This is a genomic window from Oribacterium sp. oral taxon 102 (genome assembly GCF_013394775.1).
Classification (GTDB): Bacteria; Bacillota; Clostridia; order Lachnospirales; family Lachnospiraceae; genus Oribacterium.
In genome coordinates this window covers 332923-358144 of the sequence record NZ_JABXYT010000001.1, presented here as the reverse complement: position 1 = coordinate 358144, position 25222 = coordinate 332923, and the positions used below count along the sequence as shown (strand labels likewise).

Annotated in this window: 21 protein-coding genes and 1 tRNA gene; 8 read left to right on the top strand and 14 right to left on the bottom strand. The window is 54.8% G+C overall.

Features of this window, described 5'->3' with window-relative positions; all coding sequences use genetic code 11:
* Nucleotides 1-3: 3 nt before the first annotated feature.
* The 7 genes from HW273_RS01565 to HW273_RS01535 form a co-directional block, all read right to left on the bottom strand.
* Nucleotides 4-777 carry a DeoR/GlpR family DNA-binding transcription regulator gene (locus HW273_RS01565; RefSeq protein ID WP_179010087.1) on the bottom strand — a complete coding sequence of 258 codons (774 nt, stop codon included), beginning with the start codon at nucleotides 775-777 and terminating at the stop codon, nucleotides 4-6.
* Entirely contained in the window at nucleotides 764-2131 is a 1368-nt protein-coding gene (locus tag HW273_RS01560) for an alpha-L-fucosidase (protein WP_179010085.1), read from the bottom strand. Before HW273_RS01560 ends, HW273_RS01565 begins: the two co-directional genes overlap by 14 nt.
* Nucleotides 2118-3122: an ABC transporter ATP-binding protein gene (locus HW273_RS01555; protein WP_179010083.1), complete on the bottom strand. Its 1005-nt coding sequence runs from the start codon at nucleotides 3120-3122 to the stop codon at nucleotides 2118-2120. The genes HW273_RS01560 and HW273_RS01555 overlap by 14 nt, the downstream gene beginning before the upstream one ends.
* The gene (locus tag HW273_RS01550) at nucleotides 3119-4141 is read right to left on the bottom strand and encodes an ABC transporter ATP-binding protein (protein ID WP_179010081.1); all 1023 of its coding nucleotides are present in this window, start codon (nucleotides 4139-4141) and stop codon (nucleotides 3119-3121) included. The genes HW273_RS01555 and HW273_RS01550 overlap by 4 nt, the downstream gene beginning before the upstream one ends.
* A gap of 9 nt (nucleotides 4142-4150) precedes the next feature.
* Nucleotides 4151-5074 (bottom strand): ABC transporter permease, encoded by a 924-nt coding sequence (locus HW273_RS01545; RefSeq protein WP_179010079.1) that lies wholly within the window; start codon nucleotides 5072-5074, stop codon nucleotides 4151-4153.
* A gap of 3 nt (nucleotides 5075-5077) precedes the next feature.
* Entirely contained in the window at nucleotides 5078-6016 is a 939-nt protein-coding gene (locus HW273_RS01540) for an ABC transporter permease (protein ID WP_179010077.1), read from the bottom strand.
* A gap of 88 nt (nucleotides 6017-6104) precedes the next feature.
* The gene (locus HW273_RS01535; protein WP_179010075.1) at nucleotides 6105-7793 is read right to left on the bottom strand and encodes a peptide ABC transporter substrate-binding protein; all 1689 of its coding nucleotides are present in this window, start codon (nucleotides 7791-7793) and stop codon (nucleotides 6105-6107) included.
* Between the two features lie 399 nt (nucleotides 7794-8192).
* On the opposite strand from HW273_RS01535, the gene HW273_RS01530 reads away from it, so the two are divergent.
* The 4 genes from HW273_RS01530 to yaaA all read left to right on the top strand — a co-directional run bounded on the left by HW273_RS01530 (nucleotide 8193) and on the right by yaaA (nucleotide 10331).
* A complete protein-coding gene (locus HW273_RS01530) occupies nucleotides 8193-8906 on the top strand; it encodes a DUF134 domain-containing protein (RefSeq protein ID WP_179010073.1) in 714 nt (237 codons plus the stop codon).
* Nucleotides 8907-8991: 85 nt separating this feature from the next.
* The gene (locus HW273_RS01525) at nucleotides 8992-9594 is read left to right on the top strand and encodes a class I SAM-dependent methyltransferase (protein ID WP_179010071.1); all 603 of its coding nucleotides are present in this window, start codon (nucleotides 8992-8994) and stop codon (nucleotides 9592-9594) included.
* Between the two features lie 344 nt (nucleotides 9595-9938).
* Nucleotides 9939-10010, top strand: a tRNA-Arg gene (locus tag HW273_RS01520).
* Nucleotides 10011-10130: 120 nt separating this feature from the next.
* Nucleotides 10131-10331, top strand: coding sequence for a peroxide stress protein YaaA (yaaA, locus tag HW273_RS11750; protein ID WP_179012368.1), 201 nt, complete (start codon nucleotides 10131-10133; stop codon nucleotides 10329-10331).
* Here yaaA and HW273_RS01510 read toward each other — a convergent pair.
* The 3 genes from HW273_RS01510 to recD2 form a co-directional block, all read right to left on the bottom strand.
* Nucleotides 10306-12237, bottom strand: coding sequence for a hypothetical protein (locus tag HW273_RS01510; RefSeq protein ID WP_179010069.1), 1932 nt, complete (start codon nucleotides 12235-12237; stop codon nucleotides 10306-10308). The genes yaaA and HW273_RS01510 overlap by 26 nt on opposite strands.
* Nucleotides 12234-12716, bottom strand: a complete 483-nt coding sequence (locus HW273_RS01505; protein WP_179010067.1) for a zinc ribbon domain-containing protein — start codon at nucleotides 12714-12716, stop codon at nucleotides 12234-12236. The genes HW273_RS01510 and HW273_RS01505 overlap by 4 nt, the downstream gene beginning before the upstream one ends.
* Nucleotides 12717-12924: 208 nt before the next feature.
* Entirely contained in the window at nucleotides 12925-15141 is a 2217-nt protein-coding gene (recD2, locus tag HW273_RS01500; RefSeq protein ID WP_179010065.1) for an SF1B family DNA helicase RecD2, read from the bottom strand.
* Between the two features lie 292 nt (nucleotides 15142-15433).
* Between recD2 and HW273_RS01495 the strand changes: the two genes are divergently transcribed.
* Entirely contained in the window at nucleotides 15434-18199 is a 2766-nt protein-coding gene (locus HW273_RS01495) for a SpaA isopeptide-forming pilin-related protein (protein WP_179010063.1), read from the top strand.
* A 320-nt stretch (nucleotides 18200-18519) separates the two neighbouring features.
* Entirely contained in the window at nucleotides 18520-19119 is a 600-nt protein-coding gene (locus HW273_RS01490; protein ID WP_179010061.1) for a hypothetical protein, read from the top strand.
* Between the two features lie 273 nt (nucleotides 19120-19392).
* Here HW273_RS01490 and HW273_RS01485 read toward each other — a convergent pair whose 3' ends face one another.
* From HW273_RS01485 to HW273_RS01475, 3 genes are all read right to left on the bottom strand, one after another.
* A complete protein-coding gene (locus HW273_RS01485) occupies nucleotides 19393-19674 on the bottom strand; it encodes a glutaredoxin family protein (RefSeq protein WP_179010059.1) in 282 nt (93 codons plus the stop codon).
* Nucleotides 19675-19775: 101 nt separating this feature from the next.
* Nucleotides 19776-21083 (bottom strand): GTPase HflX, encoded by a 1308-nt coding sequence (gene hflX, locus HW273_RS01480; protein WP_179010057.1) that lies wholly within the window; start codon nucleotides 21081-21083, stop codon nucleotides 19776-19778.
* Nucleotides 21080-21781, bottom strand: coding sequence for a TIGR01906 family membrane protein (locus HW273_RS01475; RefSeq protein WP_179010055.1), 702 nt, complete (start codon nucleotides 21779-21781; stop codon nucleotides 21080-21082). Before HW273_RS01475 ends, hflX begins: the two co-directional genes overlap by 4 nt.
* Before the next feature lie 163 nt (nucleotides 21782-21944).
* Here HW273_RS01475 and ybaK point away from each other — a divergent pair, with 163 nt between their 5' ends.
* Nucleotides 21945-22490 carry a Cys-tRNA(Pro) deacylase gene (ybaK, locus tag HW273_RS01470; protein WP_179010053.1) on the top strand — a complete coding sequence of 182 codons (546 nt, stop codon included), beginning with the start codon at nucleotides 21945-21947 and terminating at the stop codon, nucleotides 22488-22490.
* Nucleotides 22472-23356: a LysR family transcriptional regulator gene (locus tag HW273_RS01465; RefSeq protein WP_179010051.1), complete on the top strand. Its 885-nt coding sequence runs from the start codon at nucleotides 22472-22474 to the stop codon at nucleotides 23354-23356. Before ybaK ends, HW273_RS01465 begins: the two co-directional genes overlap by 19 nt.
* A 151-nt stretch (nucleotides 23357-23507) precedes the next feature.
* On the opposite strand, the gene HW273_RS01460 is transcribed toward HW273_RS01465, so the two are convergent.
* The gene (locus HW273_RS01460; protein WP_179010049.1) at nucleotides 23508-25145 is read right to left on the bottom strand and encodes an ABC-F family ATP-binding cassette domain-containing protein; all 1638 of its coding nucleotides are present in this window, start codon (nucleotides 25143-25145) and stop codon (nucleotides 23508-23510) included.
* Nucleotides 25146-25222: the final 77 nt, after the last annotated feature.

Here is a 25222-nt window from a genome sequence, read left to right as displayed (position 1 = left end):
CGTTTATTCCGTCCCAGAATACAGCTCGACCTCATTCGCGGTCAGAAGCTCCCTTAATTCCCGATCCGGAAGCGCATCGGTAATGATGCCGCTGACATCGTCCAGATGCGCATATCTGTAATTCTCATTAAAATAGAATTTCTCCCGTTCCATCACAACATACTTATGCCGGCTGCATTCTATCGCCGCCCTTTTGCAGAGTCCGTCCTCCGCACCCAGCGTTGTGAATGCACGATCCGTGAAATCGATGCCGCAGCAGCCGAGAAACGCCTTTTCGAAGCTGTACTGCCGGATCTGCCGAATCGACTCCGCACCGAGGAAGCCGTTCACGCCGGCGTAGAACGCACCGCCGGTTCCAATCACCGTGAGCTTGGGGTTCTCCGAAAGGATCTGCAGGATGTCTACCATGTTGCTGACCACCGTGAGCCGGAGCGTAGATGCGGCGATCAGCCCCGCCAGCTCCATATTGGTCGTCGAGACATCCAGAAAGATGGTTTCTCCGCTCTGCAGGAAAGCAAATGCTCTCCGCGCTGCCCGTCTTTTCTGTTCAATGTGGAAATTCCTCCGATTTACCACATCCCTCTCCAGCGGATAGTCCCGGGAGAGAACCGCGCCGCCATAGATCCGTTTCAGGCTGCCGTTGTTTTCCAGCGCCTTCAGATCCTTCCGGATACAGTCCTCCGTCACGGAAAACCGTTCTGCCAGCTCCTTCACGAGGACTCTCCCCTCCGCGCGGAGCTGCGCCTCAATCTCTGCCCTCCGCTCATTGAGAAACATGGTCGTCCTCTCCTCCCTGCTCCTCCGGAGCGGCATCCGCAGAGCCTGTATCCCGGAGCCGCACGGCAATCACCGTATCGTCCGGATCCGGAAGAAGCCCGTCCGTCCCTGTATCCGCGAATACGATATCCGGATAATCGCTGTGTACCCAGCTTCGGGAGATCGGGAGCTCCGCGCCGGAATAGAGCCATCGGATCGACTCCACCGTATCCCGCTTCACCCCGGGCAGCGGCAGAGGACCTGCGGTGTCCTCGAGGATGTGATAGTACAGCGTATTTCCCTTTCTCGTATATCTGCCGTATTCCGGTTTCGGATATCCCGCATCGCCGCAGCCATAGATACTCTCCGCATTTTCCCGCATCCAGTCGCCGATTCGGAGCAGTCTCTGCCGCGCCTCCTCCGGGATCCGCCCCCGGGCATCCGGTCCGACATTCAGGATCAGATTTCCACCCTTGGAAACGCATTCGGCCAGCTTCCGGATCAGCATGCCCGCCGGCTTATAACTCCGGTCCTGCTCCGTATAGCCCCAGCTCCGGTTCATGGTGATGCAGGCCTCCCATGGGATCCCCCTCCCATGAATGTCCCGGATCCCCTCCGGCGGGATCATCTGCTCCGGCGTGACGAAATCTCCGTGATAGGCGCTCGGCTTCCCCGCCTGCAGCGAGCCGTAGCCCTCGCCGCTGACCTCCAGCCGGTTATTGACGATGACCTCCGGCTGCAGGGTACGAACCATATCCATCAGCTCCGCCGCCTTCCACCTGTCGCCGCGCATTTCCTCATAGGAGAAGTCAAACCAGAGCAGGTCGAGCCTGCCGTAATTGCTGCAAAGCTCCCGTACCTGCCCGTGCAGATATTCGAGATAGGCGTTGAAATCGCGCCCCTCATTGCCGCAGCCCGCACAGTGGCGAAGCGGATGAAATTTATCCCCGTAATGCGGGTAGTCGGGATGATGCCAGTCCAGCAGCGAATAATACAGTCCGACCCGGATTCCCTCTTCCCGCATCGCTTCGGTAAATTCCCGGACGAAATCCCGCCCGCAGGGGGTCTTCGTGGACTTGAATTCCGTGAGCGCACTGTCATAGAGGCAGAAGCCGTCATGATGCTTCGCCGTTATAACGGCATAGCACATCCCCGCCCGCTTCGCAAGGCGCGCCCATTCCCGCATATCAAGCCGATCCGGCTGAAACTCCGAAAAATACCTAAGATACTCGCGCTCCTCCGTTTCCTCCTCACTCCGAACCCATTCTCCCCGCGCGGGGATCGCATAAAGCCCGAAATGAATAAACATCCCGAAGCGCGCCTCCTCATACCAGCGCATCCGCTTCCGGTATGCTGCTTCCTCAAACCGATACATCCCTCTCTCCTTCCGCGCTTCTCCCATATTTTACACACGCCACGAAATGCCCGGGGGATACCTCCCTGAGCCCCGGCATCCTCTCCCGGCATTCTTCACAGCGTTCCGCGCAGCGGGAACAGAACTTGCACTGCTCCGGAAGCCCGATCGGACTGGGGAGACTCCCCTCCAGCATGATCCGCGACCTCGTCTTCTCCAGCGTCGGATCCGGAAACGGAATCGCGGACAGCAGCGCCTTCGTATAGGGATGCAGCGGATTCTCGAAGAGCTCCTCGCTCTCCGCAAGCTCCACCAGCGAGCCGAGGTACATCACGCCGATCCGCCGGCTGATGTGCTTCACCATGGAGAGATCATGCGCAACGAAGAGATAGGTCAGCCCCCTTTCCCTCTGCAGCTCCTCCAGAAGGTTCACGACCTGCGCCTGAATGGAAACATCCAGCGCGGAAATCGGCTCATCGCAGACGATAAACTCCGGATCTACGGCGAGTGCCCTCGCGATCCCGACCCGCTGCCGCTGTCCGCCGGAAAATTCATGTGGAAAGCGGTCTGCATGCTCCGGCTGCAGTCCGACTCTCCGGAGCAGCTCCAGAACCCTCTCCGTCCTCTCCGCTCTGCCGGAGGCGAGCTGATGTGCGTCGATCCCTTCTGCGACGATGTCGAGGATTTTCCGTCTCGGGTTCAGAGAGGCATAGGGATCCTGAAAGATCATCTGCATTCGCCTGCTCAGCGCATGCCGCTTCTCCGCAGGGAGCGTGCCTTCGATCCGCAGTCCGTCATAGCATACGCTTCCTCCCGTCGGCTCATAGAGGTGAATGAGCGTCCTTCCGAAGGTAGATTTGCCGCAGCCGGATTCCCCAACCAGCCCCAGCGTCTCCCCTCTGTATATCATAAGGGAAATGTCGTCCACCGCCTTCAGCATGCGGCGGCGCCCGACATTGAAATACTTTTTCAGATGGCTGACCTCGATCAGCGCCTCCTCCTGCTTCTTCATCCTGTAGTCCTCCGGCTCCCGTCCTCCTGCTCCGCGTCCATAGCCCCGTCCGCACGCGGATCCAGCGCCCAGCACAGCGCTTCATGCCCCTCCCCGCAGGGATAGGCATCCGGCATATACCGCTCGCAGACCAGCATTGTCCTCGTACATCTCGCGGCGAAGGGGCAGCCCTCCGGCGGCGCCATCAGGTCCGGGGGCGTACCGGGAATCGAGCACAGTGCACCCGTCTGCTTCGGCTTCGGAATGGATTGCAGCAGCGCCTTCGTATATTCATGGCAGGGCCGGCGGAACAGCGCGTCAACCTCTGCCGTCTCCACGATTTTCCCTCCGTACATGACCGCGACCCGATCCGCGATATTGGCAACGACGCCCAGATTGTGGGTAATGAGGATAATGGAGGTTTTGATCTTTTTCTGCAGCTCCCGCATGAGATCGAGGATCTGCGCCTGAATCGTGACATCCAGCGCAGTCGTCGGCTCATCCGCGATCAGCACCTTGGGTTCGCAGGCGAGCGCGATCGCGATCACGACCCTCTGCCGCATCCCGCCCGAAAGCTGGTGCGGATACTGGCGGTATCTGGTCTCCGGATTGGAGATCCCGACGAGAGAAAGCAGGGAAAGCGCCCGCTCTCTCCGTGCCGATCCGTTCATTTCCTTCCGATGCTTCCGAAGCATCTCCTCGATCTGCCTTCCGATCCGCATCGTCGGATTCAGAGAGCTCATCGGATCCTGGAAAATCATGGAGATCTCCCCGCCGCGAACCCTCTGCATTTCCCGCTCGGAAAGCTGCGTCAGCTCCCTGCCGTTGAACAGAATAGAGCCCTCCGTCACTCTGCCGCTCTGCGGCAGCAGCCCCATTACCCCCTTCATCGTCATGGATTTTCCGCAGCCGGACTCCCCGACCAGCGCCAGCGTCTCCTGCTCGCCCAGCGTAAGCGTCACGCCGCGGACGGCATGGACGGTTCCCTTCTGCGTCTTGATGTCGATTGTGAGATTCCTGATTTGCAGTATGTCCTTCATAGCCCCTTCCTATCTCCTCATCTGCGGATCCAGCGCGTCCCTGAGTCCGTCTCCGAGAATGCTGAAGCAGACCATAATGAGGACGATGACCAGCGCCGGGGCGATCATCACGTGCGGATAGTTCCGAAGCACCTGATAGCCGTTGTTGATCAGAACCCCGAGCGAGGCCTGCGGCTCCGCCAGCCCGATTCCGATAAAGGACAGGAACGCCTCCGTGAAGATCGCACCTGGGATCGTGAACATGACGTTAATGACGATAACGCTCACCGCATTCGGAATCAGATCATGCAGTATGATATAGGAGTCGCTGCTCCCCAGTACCCGGGAAGCAAGGACATAGTCCTGATTTTTCAGCTTCAGGATCTCCGCTCTGACCAGACGCGCCATATTCACCCAGCCCGTAATGGAGAGCGCCGCAATGATCGTGCCCACCCCCGCCGGGAAGGTCATGAGGAAGAGGATCACGATGATCAGATGGGGAATCCCCACCAGAATTTCAATGAAGCGCTGCATGACAGCATCCACCCTGCCGCCGAGCAGCGCGGAAACTGCGCCGTAGCCCACGCCGACAAGAAGATCCAGAAGTGCCGCCACCGTCGCAATCATCAGGGAGATCCGGCAGCCCATCCAGGTTCTGACGAAGAGATCCCGTCCGAACTGATCCGTCCCGAAGAAATGAGCCGGCGACATGGGCGCGTAAATGTCATCGTAGTTCGTCTCCTTGAAGCTGTACGGACTGAAAACCGGTGCCAGCAGGGCGAAAAGAAGGATCAGAATCAGAATCAAAAGGGAAAGCACTGCCGCCCGATTCTTCCGCAGGCGGCACCACGCATCCATCAGTACGCCGGATGCCGGCGCGGCGATATGCTCCCGCTCTGCCGCATCCACGCGGGCTCTGACAAAGAGCGCACGATCAAGCATTCTATCTTCCATCTCTCACTCCTCCATATCTCTGGACAGCCGTATCCGCGGATCGATCACAGAATACAGGAGATCGACGATCAGGATGACAAACATATAAAAGGCGGCGTAGAAAATCGTGATCCCCATGATCACCGGGTAATCGTTTCCCTTTATGCAGTCCACGAAGAGGCTGCCGATTCCCGGAATGCTGTATACATTCTCTACCGCAAGAGAGCCGGTCAGGAGGTTAATGACGATCGGCCCGAGTATGGTCACCACGGGAAGAATAGAGTTCCGGATCGCGTGCCGGATCAGAATCTCCCACTGGTTCAGCCCCTTCGCCCTCGCCGTGATGATATAATCCTGATTCAGTACATCCAGCATTTCCGTCCTCATGAAGCGGGCAACCTGCGCAACCGCGCTGAATGAGAGCGCGATGGTCGGAAGCACCGAGCAGCGCCAGTCCGTCCAGAAGCCGACCGGAAGGATCCCCCATTTCAGCCCGATGAAATATTGCAGCAGCGCCGCCGCGACGAAGTTCGGGACGGAAACGCCCAGCACCGCGAGAAGCATCGTGAAATAGTCGATCATGCTGTTGTGCCGCCAGGCCGCGAGGATCCCGAGCACCAGACCGACCGCGAGCCCCAGAAGCACCGCCTGCGCGCCGATCAGAAAGGAGGGTCCGAGACGTCCCGCAATGACTGCTCCCGCATTCTGATTCACATAGGTGAAGGAGGTTCCGAGATCCCCATGCAGGATATTGCCGAGATATTTCAGATACTGCACCGGCAGGGGATCGTTCAGACCGTAGAGCTTCAGGATCTGCTCCTGCTGCACCGGAGACATGATGGCGAAGCGCTCCGCGTCAAAGGGCGTTCCCGGAAGATTCTTCATCAGGAAAAACGTACAGGTGATGATGATCCACAGCGTAATGAAGATATAGAGCACACGTTTTGATATGTATTTCAGCATGGAACTCCTCTGACGTCATTCTGTGTCTGTGCCGCAGTACAGGTGCATGACGTGCCGCGGCGCAGATCCTCGCTATCGCATTCTTTTCTCACTCAAAATACGCGTACTTGAACTCCATGGGTACGCCGATCGGATGCGTAATCAGCCCCTTCACATCCGGCTTCGTCAGCGTCGCGCTGCCTCTATGGAAGATCGGCGCTACCACCGCGTCCGCAGCGCAGAGCTTCTTTTCCGCATCCAGCATATCCTGAAGACGTACCGCGTCATCCGTCTGCGCCTTCGCATCCGCAATGATTGCATTGTACTCCGCATCCTTATAATTTCCGCGGTACGGCGTACCGTTGGTCCAGAGATCCAGATAGGTCATTGCATCGTCATAATCTGCGCCCCATGCGGTAATGCCCATCTGGTAATTGTTGGCATCCATCTGCTCGCCTCTGCCCTGCATGGTCTTGGTATCGATCTCGACCCTCAGCCCGAGATTCTTCTCCAGCTCGCTCTGCACAAAGGTTGCGACCGTCTTCAGCACAGAATCGTCTCCGATCAGCACGGTCAGAGACTCCGGCGCCTTGCCGAGCTCCTCTACTGCCTTCTCATAATATTTCTTCGCTTCCTCCGGATTATAGGGAGAAACCTCTCCGTTCAGCTCCCGGAAGGTCTTCTTGCCGTCTCCCATCATACCATCCGCGATCAGTCCCGTTCCTGCTGCGGAGCCGTCTGCCAGAATGCTGCGCACGAGCGTCTGCCGGTCGATCGCAAGAGACACTGCCTTCCGCATATTCGTATTGCCGAGCACCGGATCCGTCAGATTGAACTGCAGATAGCTGGTACGGAAATCCACTGTCTTGGAAAATTCCGGACTGCTCTCATTTGCCGCAACATCAGAGGAGGTCAGCTTCACCTGCGAAAGCTCGCCTGCCTGATAGGCATTCAGCGCTGCGGAAGCATCCTTCATGACGCGGACTCTCGCATTTTCCACCTTTACATTACCGGCATCCCAATACTTCTCGTTTTTCACATAGCTCACGCCGACCGCAGGGTCGTATTCCGTGATCCGATAGGGGCCGCAGAAGAGCATATTCTCCGGACTCAGGTCAAACTTCGCGCCCTGCTGCTCGAAAAATGCTTCATTAACCGGGAAGAACATAATCATGGTGGTCAGATTCAGGAAATACGGCGTCGGATTCTTCAGCTTCACCTCCAGCGTCTTCTCATCAAGCGCACGGACGCCGACCTCCTCCGCTTTCGCCTTGCCTTCATTGTACTCGTTCCCGTTCACGATATAGTCCGTCATAATGAAGCTGTAGCCGTTCGTCGCATCCGAGCTCATCTGCTTCAGCCACGCGAAGACAAAGTCCGATGCTGTAACAGCCTCTCCGTTGCTCCACTGGATTCCATCCCGCAGATGGAAGGTATAGCTCAGCTTATCATCGGAAAGCTCATAGCTCTCGCAGAGCGCCGGCTGCGGAATATTATTCTCATCCATCCGGAACAGTCCCTCCTGCGCCTGATTCACGACGAGGAACGCCTGATTCTCCGAAGCCGCCCACGGCACCAGCGTCTTGACCTCCGCGTCTACCGCGACGCTCAGGATCTTCTCCGCAGCCGGGCTCGCTTTCTCCGTCCCCTCTTCCGCGGCGCTCCCTGTCTCAGCGCTGCCGGAGGCCGCCGGTGTACTGCCTGTCGAAGCCGTACTGCCGGTGAAGCCGCAGCCCGCGAGCGCCGATACCGTCAGCAGCGCGGAAACAGCCAATGCCAACGCTTGTTTCTTTTTCATGATACCCTCCTTGCAAATATGATTTTTGTGTATTATGTCCCAAATCAGAGGATTGCTCCTCTTATTTATAGTTATAGTGTAGGTGTTTTGATTCTTGTTGTCAATTTATTTCTATTGTTTTCTATTGTTTTGAATCGTTTTTGTACTATCTTTTGAAAAAAGCAAGCACGCATCCTATGTGCCGCTTTGTTTTCTCACATCCTGCAGCAGTTCAGGTAAGCCATTCGTAATTTGCCGAAACAGAAACGATTGCTGTAAACTTTGCAATAGAATTTCAGCGAATGGCGAATAAAGGCATCTGCCAAATAGATCTTTATGCTTGAATTATTCTCACATTATTGACATAAGTCAGAATCGGCGTTATGATGTTTTTGACATAAGTAAAATTGGAGGGAGCGTATGCCAAGACCACAGAAATGCAGGCGGATCCGCGGCTATCCGGACTTCTGGAGCTTCTCGCCGGATGACGGCGCAAACGAGGTTGTCATCCTGAGCCTGGATGAGTATGAGACGATCCGTCTTGTCGATTGGGCAGGGAAGACGCAGGAGGAGGCAGCTGCGCAGATGCAGGTCGCTCGGACGACAGTTACCGCCATTTATGACGCTGCCAGAAGGAAGCTCGCAGACGCGCTCGTGAATGGAAAGGAAATCCGTTTTTCCGGCGGCAATTACCGCTTCGACGATGCGGACGCAGCAACAGGGATATCCCCGAAAGGAAGGAATCAGATGAGAGTAGCAGTAACATATGAAAACGGAACGATATTTCAGCACTTCGGTCATACAGAGGTGTTCAAGCTCTATGACATCGAGAACGGCGCGGTGCAGAAAGAGCAGATCGTCAGCACCGAGGGGCAAGGCCACGGCGCGCTTGCCGGTTTCCTTAGGCAGGTCTCGGCGGATGTTCTGATCTGCGGCGGCATCGGCGGCGGTGCGCAGATGGCGATGCAGGAAGCGGGCATCCGGCTGTATGCCGGAATCAGCGGGAATGCGGACGAAGCGGTACGCCGGCTTCTCTCCGGCACGCTCCCCGAGAATGCTGAAGCGAACTGCTCCCATCACAGTGAAGCGCATCACTGCGGAGAACACGGCTGCGGAGAGCATAAGGGAGTTTGATGTTTCTGTTCCAGCGAATTGCTCATGGCTTACCGGAACTGTTACTTTTTTTGAGAAGGCAGTGAAAAGCGAGGAAGCATAGAGAATGTTTTGGAATAACGTGGCAGGCGTATATGACATATTCGTCAATGTCATCAACAGGAAAACGCATAGGGCACTGAAAAAAATCATAAGCGATCTGATTGAGCCAGAAGACCATGTGCTGGAATGCGCCTGCGGAACAGGGCTGCTAAGCACTGTGATTGCAGGAAAGTGCGCGTCACTTATCGCGACAGATTTTGCGCCGAGAATGCTGAAGCGTGCCGGGAAAAATTGCGCCGCTTTCAAAAATATAAGGTTTCAGCAGGCAAATATTCTGTCGCTGGATTTCCCGGACAACACCTTCGACAAGGTGGTCGCAGGGAATGTGCTCCATTTGTTGGATGAACCCCTGAAAGCACTTCACGAGCTGAACCGAGTTTGCAAGCCTGACGGAATGCTGATCCTCCCCACCTACCTGAATCGGGATCAGAAGGGTAGAGCCAGCCGCTTTTCCCGGGCCGCAGGAAAAGCAGGTGCCGCATTCAAGCGGCAGTTTGACCAGGACAGCTACCGGCAATTCTTCCTGAATGCCGGATATCCAGATGTGAAAATGCAGCTTGCTTCGGGGCGCATCCCCTGTGCCGTGGCTTTCATGACGAAGAAATAGAAATTGCAATAAATGAGACGGCACAATCCACATTTCATACGCCTGTCTCCCGCAATGATTTTTCCACACTTTACCTTGCTTTCCCGCATCGCCTGTGCTAGTATTAACGATGTTGCAGAGCGCTGCGTTTCCATACACAGCAGGATAGCGGGGCCGTCTCCCAGGGTTAAGCCACGGCTGAACCCGACGTAGGTTAAGAAGTGATAGCCTTAAAGTTCGATTCCTTCCGGAAAAGAACAAAAACGTCAGAGTAAAAAGGAATGGAATTTCATCACCAAGTGATTTGATTCATAGATATGGCAACCGTAGCCAAAGGGCCGAAAAAGCCCGGAAATACAGCATTTGTTCCCTTAGTTAAATGGATATAACAAGCGCCTCCTAAGCACTAGTTGTGGGTTCGATTCCCGCAGGGAACATCCATTTCCAGCGGTAATGACAACAAAATCATTACCGCTTTTTCATATAAATTAGGGGGAATCTCCTGTCGGAGAGAAATTCTTTCCAGCAGAGAAAGCGTCTTTTATGCGCTGATAATTATGTCTGCCATAAGCTTTCTCTCTGACTTTTACGGTGTTGTGAAACCGATGGGTGGCGTGGTGCCATATCGTTTGGAAATACAGGCCAAGGCTGCAGTCACCGGCTGTAGAAATCTGTATGAATTCCGAGGTGATGAGCGGTATCTCGAAGTGCCGGATAAAAGCAGGATCATCATTAACCTCCTTCTCTTTTCATGGTGATCTGCACTGTGATCGGTACGCCCATTACGACCTCCCCCTCTGCCAGCGAGCCGGAGGCGGAAGCAAAGGACGGGTCAAATTTTATTTTGGTCGGGAACATGTTCCAGAATGACGTCGTAGGTATGGATATGCCCGTCTGCTCGTCCGTATGCATTTCTATTTTTTTATCTCCCATCCCGATGAAGGTATTGGACGCCTGATCAAAGGTTCCCTTCAGGCACTCTTCCGGACCGGTATGTTCCATGTCAAGCGACATGCTGAAATCATCACCGATGGTCGTCATATGCTGCGCAAAACGCAGTTCCATACTTCCATCCGCATAGAGAACCACCCTCGCAGGAAACGTATCCGTTGTGCCATAGCAGTCAACCGTCGTCATGCTGTAGCTGCCTCCGACCTCATCCGTCTGCGGTGCCGCCGTCTGTCCTGCCTTTTCATCCGGCTGCGATGCCTTTGACTGCCCTTCCGCCTCTTCGGATGCTTCCTTTGGCAAAAATCCTCCCTGCGTATCTGTTTCTCCGAAATCCTGCGCATCGTCATCTGGTGTGCTGCTGTCCGCTGCCTTCTTCTCGGGGACTCTTCCGTATGTTTCATAGCCCGGGAGGAATTCGCCATCCTTCATGATCTGCACTCCATCCTTGAAAGCATTGCCTTCTCCATCCGAAGTGTAGACCCCCTCCGGCGTCGTGAAGCTTCCGCTGCCATCCGGTCTGCTGACAATCTCTATCCCCTCTTTCGAATCCGTGATAGTCGTGAGGCTTCCGCCGCCATCCGGTCTCACAGCGATCTCCAGTCCCTCCTCCGAATCCGTGAAGTCAGCGGCTATGATGTCCCCGTCCTCATTGTAGGATGCGTTCCACCGAACGGTATCCGTTTTCAGCTCTACGAGCCGGCCTTTCCCATCCGTAACCATAGTCTCGCCTGTCGTGGGATTTCTGAACGCCATAGCCTGGCTGTTTCCGTCAAACCAGAGGGTCGATCCATCTGCACTGTTCCACTGCTGTACATTCTTCTCAATTGCTGTGGGGTTCTCCTCTTTATCGCGGACAATGCTCCATTCCTGCTCATATTTGTCTCCATCCGGAGTGGCCGTGTATCCGTAAACGCTCTCTCTTGTTCCGGCAGGCATCCTGTCAGCTCCGAGGCGAGTGGTCGTTTTTCGTTCAAAGACGCTATGTGTTCCATCCGGATCCTTCATTTCTAAAGTTTCCTGCTGCCCGTCCTTGCTGTTCGGAGAGCCGGAGATGGTATAATCCAATATTCGCCCGCTCGGGGCGACTGCGACCATATGGCTCTCTTCCGCACTGTATGTAAGTGACGCGCCGTTCGGCCCCTTTATCGCGCCCTCCTCGAAATCTCCGTCCTCGTCCGCAGGGATTCTCTCATTGCTTCCGACAAAGCCTATACCGGTTCTTTCCCCTTCGGCGTCGTATTCGATCACGATGCCGTAATTCTCGTAGGTTTCAGAAGCACTCCCATCCGTATTGATACAGGTTGTGATCCCGTTCTTATCCGTATAGGAACGCCTGCCATCCTTATACTCTGTCGCAGACTCGCCGCTCGTAGTCCGCACGGTGTGATTTCCTTCGCTGTCCTTGAAATGCCGGTTTCCCCTGTAATCTACACCCTCTGCACTGCCGTCGCGGTATTCTGTCACTACACTGCCGTTGTCAAATACGGTCGTTACCTGACCATCCGGTCCCTTAAACTCCGTATACGCACCGTCCCATATATCATCCGGCACCGGAGATTCCTCCCCCTCTGCCGGCACCTCCGAATCGTCAGACAACAGCAGCGCGGATTCCTCCCTCTCCCCATCGGTCGTGGGAGCTTCTGCATGGACAGGCTGCACCGTCAAAGCCATGGCAAGCAGAACACTCCAGAACACGGTAACTGTTTTTCTCATTTCCCCTCACCTCCTGTCCGGGAGCCAAATATTTTGTCCAGCTTTTCCAGCTCCTCCTGCGCCTGCATAGGAGGGATCTTCTCCTTCTCTTTTTCTATCAGATCTGCACCGATACCCTTCGGAAGCAGAGAATAGACCGCTTCCGCCGCCTGGTAGTTGCCTGCTTTCTCCAGCCTTCTCGCATAATCCAGTATCGTGCCCGCTTGTTCTGCATCATAGACCTGCTCCGTTTTTCCCTTAAACGCTTCCGCTCGGAAAAAGGCAAAATACAATGCTGCACCGCTTCCCGAGACCAGCAAAACAAGCAGCAGCGCAATCATGCTGATCGTTTTCTTTCCGTTTTTTTCTTTCCGGACAGGAGCCGTCTGAACGTCACCTGACTTTGCCGCCTGTACCTCGGTAATTTGTTTTCCGCATTTGCTACAGAACTTCGCTTTCGGCGTCAATGGTGCGCCGCAGTACCTACAGAATTTTGCCATTCCGCTCCTCCCTTCCATAGATCAAGACAAAGATCCGGACAATCCTTTTCCAGGGCTCCGGGCCGCCCCGTTGTATCGTGCAGCCTCCCTTTCATTTTTATTTTAACAGGATCGCTTCTGCCAATAAATCAGGCATTCCCAAATGGCCGTGCCAAATTTATGGCACAGCCAATTTTACTGTGGCCGCAGCAGGATGCCGTGCCATTTTTCAAGGTAGCCTCTGCAGCCGCTCCTTCAGCATGGTATTCCGTTTGCTGACGGTCACATTCCGCACGGCATAGCCGAGCGCCTTCTTTGTTCCGAGCAGCACGAGCACCTTCTTCGCTCTCGTAATCCCGGTATAAATGAGGTTCCGCTGCAGCATGACGTAGTGGTTCATGAGAATCGGGATTACGACGATAGGATATTCCGAGCCCTGAGATTTATGGATCGTGGCAGCATATGCAAGCACAAGCTCATCCAGCTCTGTCACGTCATAGGTTACGGAACGATCATCAAAACGAACCGTCAGTTCCCGTTTCTCCAGATCCACGGACTCGATGACGCCGATATCCCCATTGAAGACTTCTTTATCATAATTGTTGCGAATCTGCATCACCTTATCTCGGGCTTTAAAGAGATATCCGCCGCGCTTTAAGCCTTGATCGCCGGGGTTCAGTGCCTGCTGCAATGCCTGATTCAGATTTGCTGCACCGACCACGCCGCGCTGCATGGGAGTCAGAACCTGAATCTCTGCGGAGGGGGTTCGGTAATAGCCGGAGAGCTTGGCAGCTACAAGCTCGGAAATGGTCTGTGCCGCTTCTTCTGCCAAAACGGCACTGTCCTCCGGATCCAGTCCCTTCTTCTGCGCCCGGGTTTCCATATCCATGAAAAAGAAATCGCTCTTCACGCCGTTGCTGATGTCGGGCATCCTGCCGCTGTTGATGCGGTGGGCATTCATGATAATCCGGCTGGTCTGCGCCTGCCGAAAGATCCGGGTGAGACGGGAAACCGGGAAGCTTCCGGAGTCGATGATGTCCCGCAGCACGTTTCCCGCGCCGACGCTGGGAAGCTGATCGGTATCACCGACCAGAATCACCGTCATTGTATCCGGAATCGCTTTCAGGAGATTGTACATCAGTATGATATCGATCATAGAGCACTCGTCCACGATCAGCACATCGCCTTCCAACGGGTTCTCTTCATTTTTCTGATACCCCTCCGACGGCTTCACCTCCAACAGCCGATGTATTGTCTTTGCTTCCATTCCGGTCACCTCGGACAAGCGCTTCGCTGCCCGGCCGGTCGGTGCAGCCAGCAGAATCTTCGCGCCGGCTTCCCGGAAGGCCGTGATGATTCCAAGCGTCGTAGTGGTCTTTCCGGTGCCCGGTCCGCCCGTCAGCACCAGAACCTTGCTCTGAACTGCCGTCAGGATCGCCTGCATCTGGATCTCATCGTATTGCATGCCTGTGCGGCGGCTGATGCGCTCGGCAAGGCCTGCAGGATTCACATGAATGCCTTCCGCATTTCCATAGATCGCGCCCAGGCGTTTTGCCGTACCGATCTCCGAGAAATAGAAGGGAGGAAGATAGATGGCCTTCTCCGGTGCGGCACCCGGCGCTGCATCTTTCGGAAGCGGAATCGGCTCCGTAATGACGTCCTCTGCACGAATCATCTCCTCCAGCGTTACGGAGAGCACATTGTCCTCCACAGCCAGAAGCTCCGCACCGGTCTTCAAGAGCATTTCCCGTGTGGCATAGCAGTGACCGTCATCCGAGAGCTTATTCAGAGTGTACAGGATGCCGCTGCGGAGACGGACGTATTTCTCATGGTCAAAGCCCATCTTTTCCGCGATGCTATCCGCCGTCTTGAAGCCGACACCCCAGATGTCATCCGCCAGGCGGTAAGGATTCTCCTGCACCACCTTGATACTGTTGTTGCCGTAGGTTTTATAAATCTTGGCGGCATGAGATGTGGAGACGTCATGGCTCTGCAAAAACAGCATGATGTTCTTGATTTCCTTCTGCTCCTGCCAGCTTTTCTTAATGCGCTCTACCCGAAGCCTGCCGATACCGGTAACTTCAAGAAGCCGGTCCGGGGCCTCTTCGATGACCTTGAGGGTATCCGCACCGAACTGCTTCACAATGCGGCCAGCGAACTTCGGTCCCACACCCCTCACCAGACCACTGCCCAGATATTTTTCGATGCCGTAGACGGTCGCCGGGAGCGTTTCCTCGAAGGTCTCCATGGAAAACTGTCTGCCGTACTTCGCGTCGATCCGCCAGCTTCCGCCGAGATACAGAACGCTCCCCACATGCACATCCGGCATGGCGCCAACCACCGTCACCAGATCCTGATATCCTTTCGCCCGGCATTTGATGACAGAGTAGCCGTTTTCTGCATTCTGATACGTGATGCGCTCCACAACGCAGCGCAGATGATTCATATGCTCTGCTGCCTCCTTCCGCAGAACTTCTTCTGTTATCGCATAATGCTCCGATTCCGTAGCAATTCAGAGGTGCCCTTCGCAATTCGCTGAAACAGAAACGATTGCTATGAAAAAATAAAAAGTATCAATTTTATTTATATTATATCATACTGTTTCTGGACTTTTTGACAGATAAAATATAGAATAAAGCAAAGAGATTCCATTTCACAGGCTTCGGTGAAAAGAGCCTGTATTTTCAATTTTTAGACTGTACCGTAGAGGCTTGCGGACAGAGTATAAGGAGGTTTCCTTGAAGAGACAGAAGAGGCGAAACAGGTTTTTTGCCTGGCTGATGACGGTTACACTTGCGGCAGGACTTATGCTGCAGAGCACGACGGCCGCGATCGCGGATGAGAAAGCGGAGGTGGTGCAGGCTGCGGCGAGGGAGCAGGCCTCTCAGCCGAAGGAGTCGGCTGCAGCGGAGCAGGGCACAGCAGCTGAAAAACAAAGCGGGGACGGGCAGGCGCAAACCACTCTTGTGCAATATACAGAGCAGACGGAACAGTCAAAAAGTACAGAATCGGAGCAGCCGACCTGTGAAAATGAGGAGAATTCCGAAAAGAAGCAGGACAGTACGGAGCAGGAGACAGCTGCAGCGGCTTTGATTGCAGAGGGCTCCGCACTTCCGGAGGCAACCCCGCTACAAACTGCGGCGGATGCTTCCACACAGGGCAATGCAGTGCCGCAGAATACAGAGCCGATCACCGGAGAAAAGACAGAGGAAGGTGTGACGCTTTCCCTTATGGCACCGGAGGGAAGCTTCCCGGAGGGGACGAGCCCGCGGATTGCTGCGCTGAACCGCACAGAAAAGGAGACGCTTTCAGAGCAGCTCTCCGAGAGGGCGGGACTTTCCGAGGCAGAGCTTTTGGGCTTTGATATCAGCTTCACTGACGCAAACGGAGAAAATGTCCAGCCGGAAAAGGATGTCAGGCTCACATTTACGCTTGCTGCCGGCTCCGCATTTCTTGCGAGAGCAAGGGAAGCGGGAGCGCTGACGCTGTATCATTTCGGCGACGCACCCGAGGAGGTCGAGACGATTCCGGTAGAGGAGGACGCGGAAAGTCTCACGCTGACAGCTTATGTATCCGCATTCTCTCCCTATGCGCTGACGGTGCCGAAGAGGCTGCCGCTGGGCGCGCCCAGGAGCGTAAATGCCGTGATCACGAAATTTGAGCTTCGGGACTGGGAGAATAAGGATCCTGTAACGGAGCTGACGATCGGAGCCGGGTTCAGCCTGAACATAGACTGGGAGGTGCCGGAGACGGTTCATACGGGGGATTTCTTCGATGTGGAGATCCCCAGGGAGGTGAATCTGACCAATGGCGCAACCATCGGAGATTTCGACCTTCTGGATAAGGATGGGCATGCCATCGCACGAGCAAGTGTGACTCGGAATAATCTATCTGCGACATCCGGCGGCGGGAATATCCATGTGGTTTTTCTTGAGGATGCGAATAATAAATATGACCTTAAGGGTAATATGCATCTGAAAGCCTACTTTAACCAGCAGGCAATCAAGGTAAATGAAACCCACAAGATTGAGCTTAAGGTGAACGGCGGCATTGTGCCGGCGGATCCTTCAACGGTGCCCTCTGTTATCGTCAAGCCGAATCCTCCGGTAAAGGATATTCTGGCGAAATGGGGAGAGAATCTGAAGGGGAATCCCGGAGTCGTGAAATGGGTCATGCGGATCAACCAGGAGGGGAAGAACCTTAAAAATGTCGTAATCAAAGATGCGCTGCAGACAAACAACGGACACTACCTCCCCCCCTCCTCCCTCCCGGAAGTGCAAACGACGGAGCAGTTCAAGCTGCAGAAGGTCGTGTACAGGGAGGATGCCTCTATAGCGAGCTGGGGAGAGGTTGTCGATATTTCCGATAAGCTTGTGCTCTCTCCGGATGGAAAATCGTTCACGCTTACGCTGGGGGATATCGGGACGCAAAGCTATATACTTATGTATCGGACGACGCTGGAGAACGGCCGGGTGCAGCAGAATAATGCTGTGCTGACAGCGGATAATGATATAGAGGTTAAAAAAAGTGCAAAGTTCAAAGCTGCAGATGCAGGCGGAAACGCGGATGGAAGTCTCGCCAGCAGGATCAAGCTGACAAAGGTCGATGCGGAGGAGCACAGTATTCCTCTCGAGGGTGCTGTATTTACCGTAACCAGGCCGGACGGGACGAGCTTCGAGCTGACCACCGGTGCAGACGGTACCGTAACCTCGGATGTGCTGCCGCAGGGAAACTATAAGGTAAAGGAGAAAACCCCTCCCTCAGGATATCATCTGAATGAGGAGGAGTTTACCCTGACGGTTTCCTCGGACGGCGGAGCGCTGCAAACCATCACCGATGAGCCGATCAAGGTTTCTGTCAAGGTGAAAAAGAGCTGGGTCGGCGCGGCATTGGATCTCGTGAGAGTGTATCTCCTTCGGAATGAGGAGCCCACCGGAGACAGCATTGAACTGAATGCCGCCGGCGGCTGGAGCGGAAGCTTCGGAAATCTGCGGAAGTATACCGCGAGCGGGAGTGAGATTCGTTATACAGTGCGGGAGGAGCCGGCAGCCGGCTATATCGGAGCTGTAACAGGAAGCATGGAGGATGGCTTCACCATCACCAATACGAAGCAGCCGGATCCGCCGAAGCCCCCGGTTCCGTCTGACCCGCCGACCCCGTCGAATATTCCGACCCCGTCGAATATCCCGACCCCGTCCGATATCCCGACCCCGTCCGATATCCCGTCAGATCATCATTCAGGCGGTGGCGGTGGCGGCGGATCGCATAAGGGAGCAAATCGCCCTGTTCCTCCGTCTGTACTGAAGCAGGAGCTTCTCGGTGCAGACAGACCGCAGGAGACAGCGGGGCCGTCGATTTCTCCTGACGTCAGGGGTGCAAGCAGGAAGATGCATACCTCGGATGCTTCACATATCCCCGCAGATTTCTTCGTCATGCTGCTGTCCGCTGTATTCCTTGCAGTGAGCCTGCTTTGGAAAAAACGATACCGTACGGACAAGGGATAGGACTTTGTATTCTGGATCTATAAAAGATATGGTATAATTCAGTACTGATCTGTTCATTTCATCCCGCCGAGCTTCCGGCGGGATTTTTCTTTTTAACATTTCACTTTACTGCTGAGCCTGAGATAAGCTAAAAAACAAACCTATCCAAAAATGCGATAGCTTCCCTGTCCGCAATGCGAAAGCCGCGAAGCAGCTACAGCCTCTATCGAAACGGGTGGATTCCATTGTCATATCATGGTATTGTATAAGTAAGCTGCATGAGGAAAGCTTCTGTGACATCAAGCAGCCTGCGCGTCATTTCCGGTAAGAGGAGAAGTGAGATGAACAGATACTTAAAATGGAAAAGCATATTGATAGCAGGCGCAGTGGTCATGAGCTTTTCAGGCTTATCCGGCTGCGCGCAAAAATCAGAGAATAAGGAGAAGCACGCTCCGGCGGATTATTCCGCCGGGCAGGCTGCCGATAATAAAAAAGTGCTCCGGGATCGGTTTGAAAAAAAACGCACAGAATATGAAACTGCCGGATCTTCTGCGGCAGAGGATGCAGAATACGCTACGCTGGCCGATCCGGAAGCAGCCGACGAAGTCCTTTTGAAGGATGAGCCTGAGGAGGGAGATCTCATCAGGAATGAGACCTTTTACGCATGGGTCCCGAAAAACAGATATGGCGGATCCTGCAAAGAGGGAGATTACGCGAGTGGGCAGTTCCTCCTCTGGCTGAATCGGGTAGAGCTTTCCGAATCCGGAGAGCTTGCAGCGAGAAGCAGCATTGCCGTCCCCTATATTATAAGTAAGGACGGCAATGCGGAAAATCTGAGCATGCTCTCCGGAGGCTGTGACGGAAACAGCCCCTACGACGATGAGATATGGGAAATTACGACGGATAAAAACGGAGAAATCATAGATGCTATACCCTATTAAGAGACTCTCCCGTCATCATCCGCTGCATTGCAGAGACGAAGGGGGTTCAGCAGAATCAATCTATAAAATCCCCCTCCGGGACAGCATCCCGCAGACCTTGCCCAAAACGTATGATACGGAATATTGGGCCGGACAGCTTGCGATGAGAAAGGAGCAGGAGAAGACAATTGCTTCTGCCGGAGGAGAGCTTTTCCTTTGCAGGGGGAAGGCGCTTTCTGCGGACGAAAATCGCTCGCTCCCCTTCGGGCACGAGCGACGGTATATCACGGAAAATTATGCCTCCAACGCTCTGTCCAGCACCTCTCTGACATGCTGCTTCGCCTCATCGTACTTCTCTCCGAAGTGGCTCTCATAGAGCTTCTCCTTGTCGATAAACATGGATGGGGTCGCCCAGTAGTCATACTGCTCTGCGATCTCCGGATTGGCATGCTCTTCAATCTCGTCAAATTCTACTCCCGCGTACACCGGGTTCTCCGCGATCAGCTCCGCTCTCGCCTTGCGCGCCTGCGCGCAGTACGGACAGCCGTCGATATAAAAAAAGGTCACCTTCTTCATCTTCTTTTCCTCCTGTCTTGAAGTCCTGCTTTCCTATATCCCTTTGGCATACTATTTGTAGGGAACCGTTCAGCTAAGCCACTTGAACTGTTGTCATTGTATCATGCCCCCTGCACAATTCCAATCAGAAATTCCTTACAGCGCTGCAGCAGCTCCTGATTCAGCTCCGCAACGATATGGATGCCGTCCTCCTCGTACTTCGTGCTACGAACCCGCCCCTTCTCCCGCAGCAAATTCTCCGCGCTGCCTCTGTCATAGGGGATTCGGAGCTCCACCGTGAACCAGCCCTCCGAAAGCTTCCTTTCGATCTCCTGCAGCAGCTCCTCCATTCCGATTCCATGCTTCGAAGAAACGTAGATCCTGTCGCCGCGCAGCAGCGGAAGCTCCGCTTCCGAGAATTTCACATCCGACTTGTTCATCACATAGAGCCGCGGGATGTGTCCTGCGCCCAGCTCCCGGAGCGTCCGCTCCGTAACCTCCATGTGCATCCGGTAATTCGGATCGGAATAGTCGATCACCTGCAGGAGCAGATCCGAATACAGCGCCTCCTCCAGCGTGGAGCGAAAGGCATCCACCAGATCATGCGGCAGCCTGTTAATGAAGCCCACGGTATCCGACAGCAGGAAGTCCCGCTGCCCCTTCGGCGAGATCCGCCGCACAGTCGTATCCAGCGTCGCGAAAAGCATATTCTCTGCCAGCACCTGCTTCTCCTCCTCCACGGAGAAACAGCGCAGCAGCCGGTTCATCAGAGTGGACTTGCCGGCATTGGTATAGCCCACCAGCGCTACCAACGGAAGATCCGACTGCCGGCGCTTCTTTCGCTGCGTTTCCCGATTCCGGGCGATCTCGCGAAGCCCTCTCCGAAGCTCTGCCATCTGCTTCTCGATATGTCGGCGATCCAGCTCGATCTGCGTCTCCCCGGAGCCCCTGTTCGACATGGATCCGCCGGTGCCGCCCTGTCTGGACAGATTCTGTCTGAGCCCCACGAGACGCGGCAGCATATATTTCAGCTTCGCATAGTCAACCTGCATCCTCGCCTCCTTCGAACGCGCCCGCTCTGCGAAGATATTCAGGATCAGATTCGTTCGGTCGATCACCTCCACCTCCAGATCATGGGCGAGATTCGCGAGCTGGGAGGGACTCAGGGTATTGTTCACCACCACGAGATCCCCCTCGCAGAGGAACAGCGCCTGCCGGAGCTCTGCGACCTTGCCGGAGCCGATATAGTATGCGCTGTCCTCCCTGGGAAGATTTTGCGTGAGCTCCATGACCGGCTCTATATCACACGCTTCACAGAGCCCCCGCAGCTCCTCCATATCGACTGCAAGTCCCTCCTCTCCGGCAATGCCGGCTCCTACCAGTACTGCTCTATGCCGCTTCGTTTGACTGCACTCCAGCATTTTTCTCATTTCCTCCTCGATGCAATAAATCCGACAAAACCGAAAAGCGCCGTGCTTGCCAGAAAAACCAGCAGGATGCGAAGCGCCGTATCCGAGAAAAATCCCTCCGGCAGCATATTGATCATGCGGCTCTGTCTCGGATCGAAAAGCCAATTCCCCTGTCGGAAAAGGATCTCGTGAAAGATCGTGAAGTACCTCGTGAAGTCGTTCGCCGTCGCCGCCCCCAGCAGCAACGCAAGCAAGAGAAGCACGGCACCGGTTCGGAGGAAGCCTCCCCCGAGGATCGTGAGAGCTCTATGGTGCTCCAGAATGATCAGAAATGCGAGAATCGCCAAACAGTTCAGACAGGCAAGCGCGCGGAGCGTGATGCTTCGCAGGAAGAGCAGGCGCACATCCGCCATATGTCCCTTCTCGTTCTCATTGTAGAATTCCTGCTCCCTGCCGTTGATCTCGACCGGAACGATCAGATTCTCCCGCTCCCCTCTGAGGTAGCGCATCGTCTGTCGGATAACCTCGTCCAGCGACTCATAGGAAATCTTCTCCCCTGTCCATGCCGCCATCTCCTCCGCCACCTGATATTTTCGGAATTCCTGCTCGTAATATCCCGGCATCCAATAGCACACCGCCTCGAAGGAGCTGATCAGGAGAATGAAGAGAAGCTGAAGAGAAAACAAAACGCTCAATATTGAATAAAATATTTTTTTCATTTTTGTGCCATTCATAAATTTTAGTAGTATAATCAGTGTATCAGTCCCCTGTCAGGCGACGGAATAGACGCCGTGTTTACACGAGCGGATATTCCGGCATCTGACAGGACAACAGGGATGAAAAAAGCATATCCCCTGGACAGTATAGCTTAAAGGAGACGTCATGGCAAAGCAAAAAGAAGTCAAGACCAATGTGATGCGCCTTCTGGACAAGGCGAAAATTCCATATACGCACCGGACGTACCCTGTGGATGAATCGGATCTCAGCGGCAGCCATGCCGCGGATCGTCTGGGAGTTCCCCACGAGCTGCTCTTCAAGACGCTCGTCCTCCACGGTGATCGGAGCGGCTATCTCGTCGCGGTGATCCCGGTGGATGCGGAGATTGATCTGAAAAAGCTCGCAAAAATATCCGGCAATAAAAAGGTAGAAATGCTTCCCCTGAAGGAGCTCCTGCCGCTCACCGGCTATATCCGCGGCGGCTGCTCCCCGATCGGAATGAAGAAGAGCTTTCCGAGCTATCTGCACTGCTCGGCAGAGTCTCTTCCGCAAATCGGAGTCAGCGCAGGGCAGCGGGGAGAACAGATTTTCCTCTCTCCGCAGGATCTTTCAGATTATATTCACGGCAGCTTCGCGGATCTCATCATCGATACGCCCTGTGCCTGCTCGGAAGGCAGCGGAAAGGAAAAAACATGGAAATCAGACAGTTGAATTCATTTATCAAGATCGTCGAGCTGCAGAGCTTTTCGAAGGCGGCGGAGGCGCTCGGCTATACACAGGCCGCCGTGACGATACAGATCCGGCAGCTCGAGCAGGAGTTCAATACCCGGCTCTTCGACCGGGTCGGACGCCATGTGGAGCTGACACCGCCGGGACAGGAATTCCTGCAATATGCCAATGAGATCCTCCGAAAGGTAGACGACGTCCACATCGCGCTCGGAAATCCGATGCAGCAGGAACGGAAGCTCCGGATCGGTACGCTGGAATCTCTCCTCAGCTTTAAATTTCCTCCGATCATCAAATTTTTCTATGAAAATCACAAGGAGATCTCTCTGGAGCTTCACACCGGCTCTCCGAGAGAGCTCACAGAAATGATGGAGCATAACCAGATCGATCTCGCTTACTTTCTGGATCGGCAGATCTATGGGCAGAGCTGGGTCAAGCTGCTCGAGGAGCGGGAGCCGGTGGTCTTCGTCGCCTCTCCGGAGGCAGAGATCGCCAGACATGGTACCCTCACCCTTTCCGAGCTGGTTCGGCAGCCCTTCTTCCTGACAGAGAAGGACTCCAACTATCGTTATGCCCTCGAGCAGCGGCTCGCCGCGCAGAATATGAGCATCCGCCCCTTCTTCGAAACCGAGGACACCGAGGTCATCATCCGTCTGATCCGGGAAAACAAGGTGCTCTCTTTCCTGCCGTACTTCGCGGTCGAGGAGCCGCTCCGGAGAGGTGAGCTCGTAGAGCTTACGGTCGAGGGCTTCGATATGACGATGTACCGACAGCTCTTCTACCACAAGGACAAATGGGTCACCCGGGAAATGCAGCTGTTCATCAATTTGAAGGAGCAGGGGATGCTGTGAAGGACGCTGATAAAGATCCCACCTTCCGCACCACATTCACCCATTGTTAAACATAGATCAGTACAGGCACCTCTTGCAGCGCAGGTGGTTTGGGGAATTTGAATCCAAAAAGACACCGGCACGTTTCGTGCCGATGCCGAAAGGGAAAGCGTCAGTTATCCGACGCGTCCTCATCGAATACCGTAAAGGTAAACCGCTTCTTGATCTCCTCGTCCGAAGCGAGGTACTCGTCATAAGTCGTCAGCTTGTCGATCAGCTTCCCGTCGATGATCTCCATGATCCGGTTCGCCGTCGTCTCCACAACCTGATGATCGCGCGAAGCAAAGATAATGACGCCCGGGAAGTTCCGCAATCCGTCATTCAGTGCGGAGATCGCCTCCATATCGAGGTGGTCGGTCGGCTCGTCCAGAATGATGACATTCGCTCCGCTGATCATCAGCTTCGAGAGCATGCAGCGCACCTTCTCTCCGCCGGAGAGGACATTGACCTTCTTCACGCCGTCGTCTCCCTTGAAGAGCATCCGTCCGAGGTAGCCGCGGACATACTGGGTATCCTTGTCCGGGCTGTACTGCGTCAGCCACTCTACGATCGTATCCTCTGAGCTGAACTCCTTCGTATTGTCCTTCGGGAAGTAGGACTGGCTCGTCGTCTGACCCCACTTGTAATCGCCGGAATCCGGCTCCATTTCTCCGGAGAGGATCTGCATCAGCACCGTCTTCGCGAGCTCGTTCGGTCCAACAAGCGCGACCTTGTCCTCCCGGTTCAGGATGAAGCTGATATTGTCCAGCACCTTCACGCCGTTGATGCTCTTCGTGAGATTTCTGACCTCCAGCACATCGTTTCCGATCTCCCGGAAGGGCTTGAACTGGATGTACGGATACTGCCGGGAGGAGGGCTTGATGTCCTCCAGCTCAATCTTCTCCAGCGCCCGCTTACGGGAGGTTGCCTGCTTCGACTTCGAGGCATTGGCAGAGAAACGCTGGATAAACTCCTGCAGCTCCTTGATCTTCTCCTCCTTCTTTCGATTCGCCTCCTTCTGCTGCCGGACGATCAGCTGAGAGGATTCGAACCAGAAGTCATAGTTTCCGGCAAAGAGGGAAATCTTGCCGTAATCGATGTCTGCGATATTTGTACATACCTTGTTCAGGAAGTAGCGGTCATGGGATACGACAATGACGGTATTTTCGAAGTTAATCAGGAAGTCCTCCAGCCACTCGATCGAATTCAGATCCAGATGGTTGGTCGGCTCGTCCAGGAGGAGGATATCCGGGTTTCCGAACAGCGCCTTCGCGAGAAGCACCTTAACCTTCTCCGCGCCCTTCAGCTCGCTCATCTCTTTATGATGCAGCTCTGTCGCGATCCCCAGCCCGTTCAGCATGGTTTCTGCATCTGCCTCGGCGTTCCAGCCGTCCATCTGCGCGAACTCCGCCTCGAGATCTGCCGCGCGGATCCCGTCCTCATCCGAGAAATCCGGCTTCGCGTAGAGCGCATCCTTCTCCTTCATGATCTCATAGAGCCGTTGATTCCCCATGATTACCGTATCGATGACGCTGTAGCGGTCATACTTGAACTGATCCTGCTCCAGCACAGAAAGCCGCTGCCCCGGCGTCTTCACGATTTCACCGGAGCTCGGCTCCAGCGCACCGGAGAGAATCTTCAGGAAGGTAGACTTTCCTGCACCGTTCGCGCCGATCACGCCATAGCAGTTTCCCTCGGTAAACTTAATGTTTACTTCCTCGAAAAGCGCCTTCTTCCCCACTCTGTAGGTAACATTACTTGCTGCAATCATCCCAATCTTCCTTTCCCTGAAAATACGCGCTCCCTCACCCCGCGGAGAAGCTGCTCCATACGAACGAGAGAGGCAGC

Excerpts from the sequence above, each read along its gene's own strand:
- HW273_RS01550 (WP_179010081.1), bottom strand. The coding sequence starts at position 4,141 with ATGAAGGACATACTGCAAATCAGGAATCTCACAATCGACATCAAGACG.
- recD2 (WP_179010065.1), bottom strand. The coding sequence starts at position 15,141 with ATGAATCATCTGCGCTGCGTTGTGGAGCGCATCACGTATCAGAATGCA.
- HW273_RS01545 (WP_179010079.1), bottom strand. The coding sequence starts at position 5,074 with ATGGAAGATAGAATGCTTGATCGTGCGCTCTTTGTCAGAGCCCGCGTG.
- HW273_RS01530 (WP_179010073.1), top strand. The coding sequence starts at position 8,193 with ATGCCAAGACCACAGAAATGCAGGCGGATCCGCGGCTATCCGGACTTC.
- HW273_RS01565 (WP_179010087.1), bottom strand. The coding sequence starts at position 777 with ATGTTTCTCAATGAGCGGAGGGCAGAGATTGAGGCGCAGCTCCGCGCG.
- HW273_RS01505 (WP_179010067.1), bottom strand. The coding sequence starts at position 12,716 with ATGGCAAAATTCTGTAGGTACTGCGGCGCACCATTGACGCCGAAAGCG.
- HW273_RS01490 (WP_179010061.1), top strand. The coding sequence starts at position 18,520 with ATGAACAGATACTTAAAATGGAAAAGCATATTGATAGCAGGCGCAGTG.
- ybaK (WP_179010053.1), top strand. The coding sequence starts at position 21,945 with ATGGCAAAGCAAAAAGAAGTCAAGACCAATGTGATGCGCCTTCTGGAC.
- HW273_RS01460 (WP_179010049.1), bottom strand. The coding sequence starts at position 25,145 with ATGATTGCAGCAAGTAATGTTACCTACAGAGTGGGGAAGAAGGCGCTT.
- HW273_RS01560 (WP_179010085.1), bottom strand. The coding sequence starts at position 2,131 with ATGTATCGGTTTGAGGAAGCAGCATACCGGAAGCGGATGCGCTGGTAT.
- HW273_RS01525 (WP_179010071.1), top strand. The coding sequence starts at position 8,992 with ATGTTTTGGAATAACGTGGCAGGCGTATATGACATATTCGTCAATGTC.
- HW273_RS01485 (WP_179010059.1), bottom strand. The coding sequence starts at position 19,674 with ATGAAGAAGGTGACCTTTTTTTATATCGACGGCTGTCCGTACTGCGCG.
- HW273_RS01540 (WP_179010077.1), bottom strand. The coding sequence starts at position 6,016 with ATGCTGAAATACATATCAAAACGTGTGCTCTATATCTTCATTACGCTG.
- HW273_RS01535 (WP_179010075.1), bottom strand. The coding sequence starts at position 7,793 with ATGAAAAAGAAACAAGCGTTGGCATTGGCTGTTTCCGCGCTGCTGACG.
- HW273_RS01510 (WP_179010069.1), bottom strand. The coding sequence starts at position 12,237 with ATGAGAAAAACAGTTACCGTGTTCTGGAGTGTTCTGCTTGCCATGGCT.
- yaaA (WP_179012368.1), top strand. The coding sequence starts at position 10,131 with ATGTCTGCCATAAGCTTTCTCTCTGACTTTTACGGTGTTGTGAAACCG.
- HW273_RS01475 (WP_179010055.1), bottom strand. The coding sequence starts at position 21,781 with ATGAAAAAAATATTTTATTCAATATTGAGCGTTTTGTTTTCTCTTCAG.
- HW273_RS01465 (WP_179010051.1), top strand. The coding sequence starts at position 22,472 with ATGGAAATCAGACAGTTGAATTCATTTATCAAGATCGTCGAGCTGCAG.
- HW273_RS01555 (WP_179010083.1), bottom strand. The coding sequence starts at position 3,122 with ATGAAGAAGCAGGAGGAGGCGCTGATCGAGGTCAGCCATCTGAAAAAG.
- hflX (WP_179010057.1), bottom strand. The coding sequence starts at position 21,083 with ATGAGAAAAATGCTGGAGTGCAGTCAAACGAAGCGGCATAGAGCAGTA.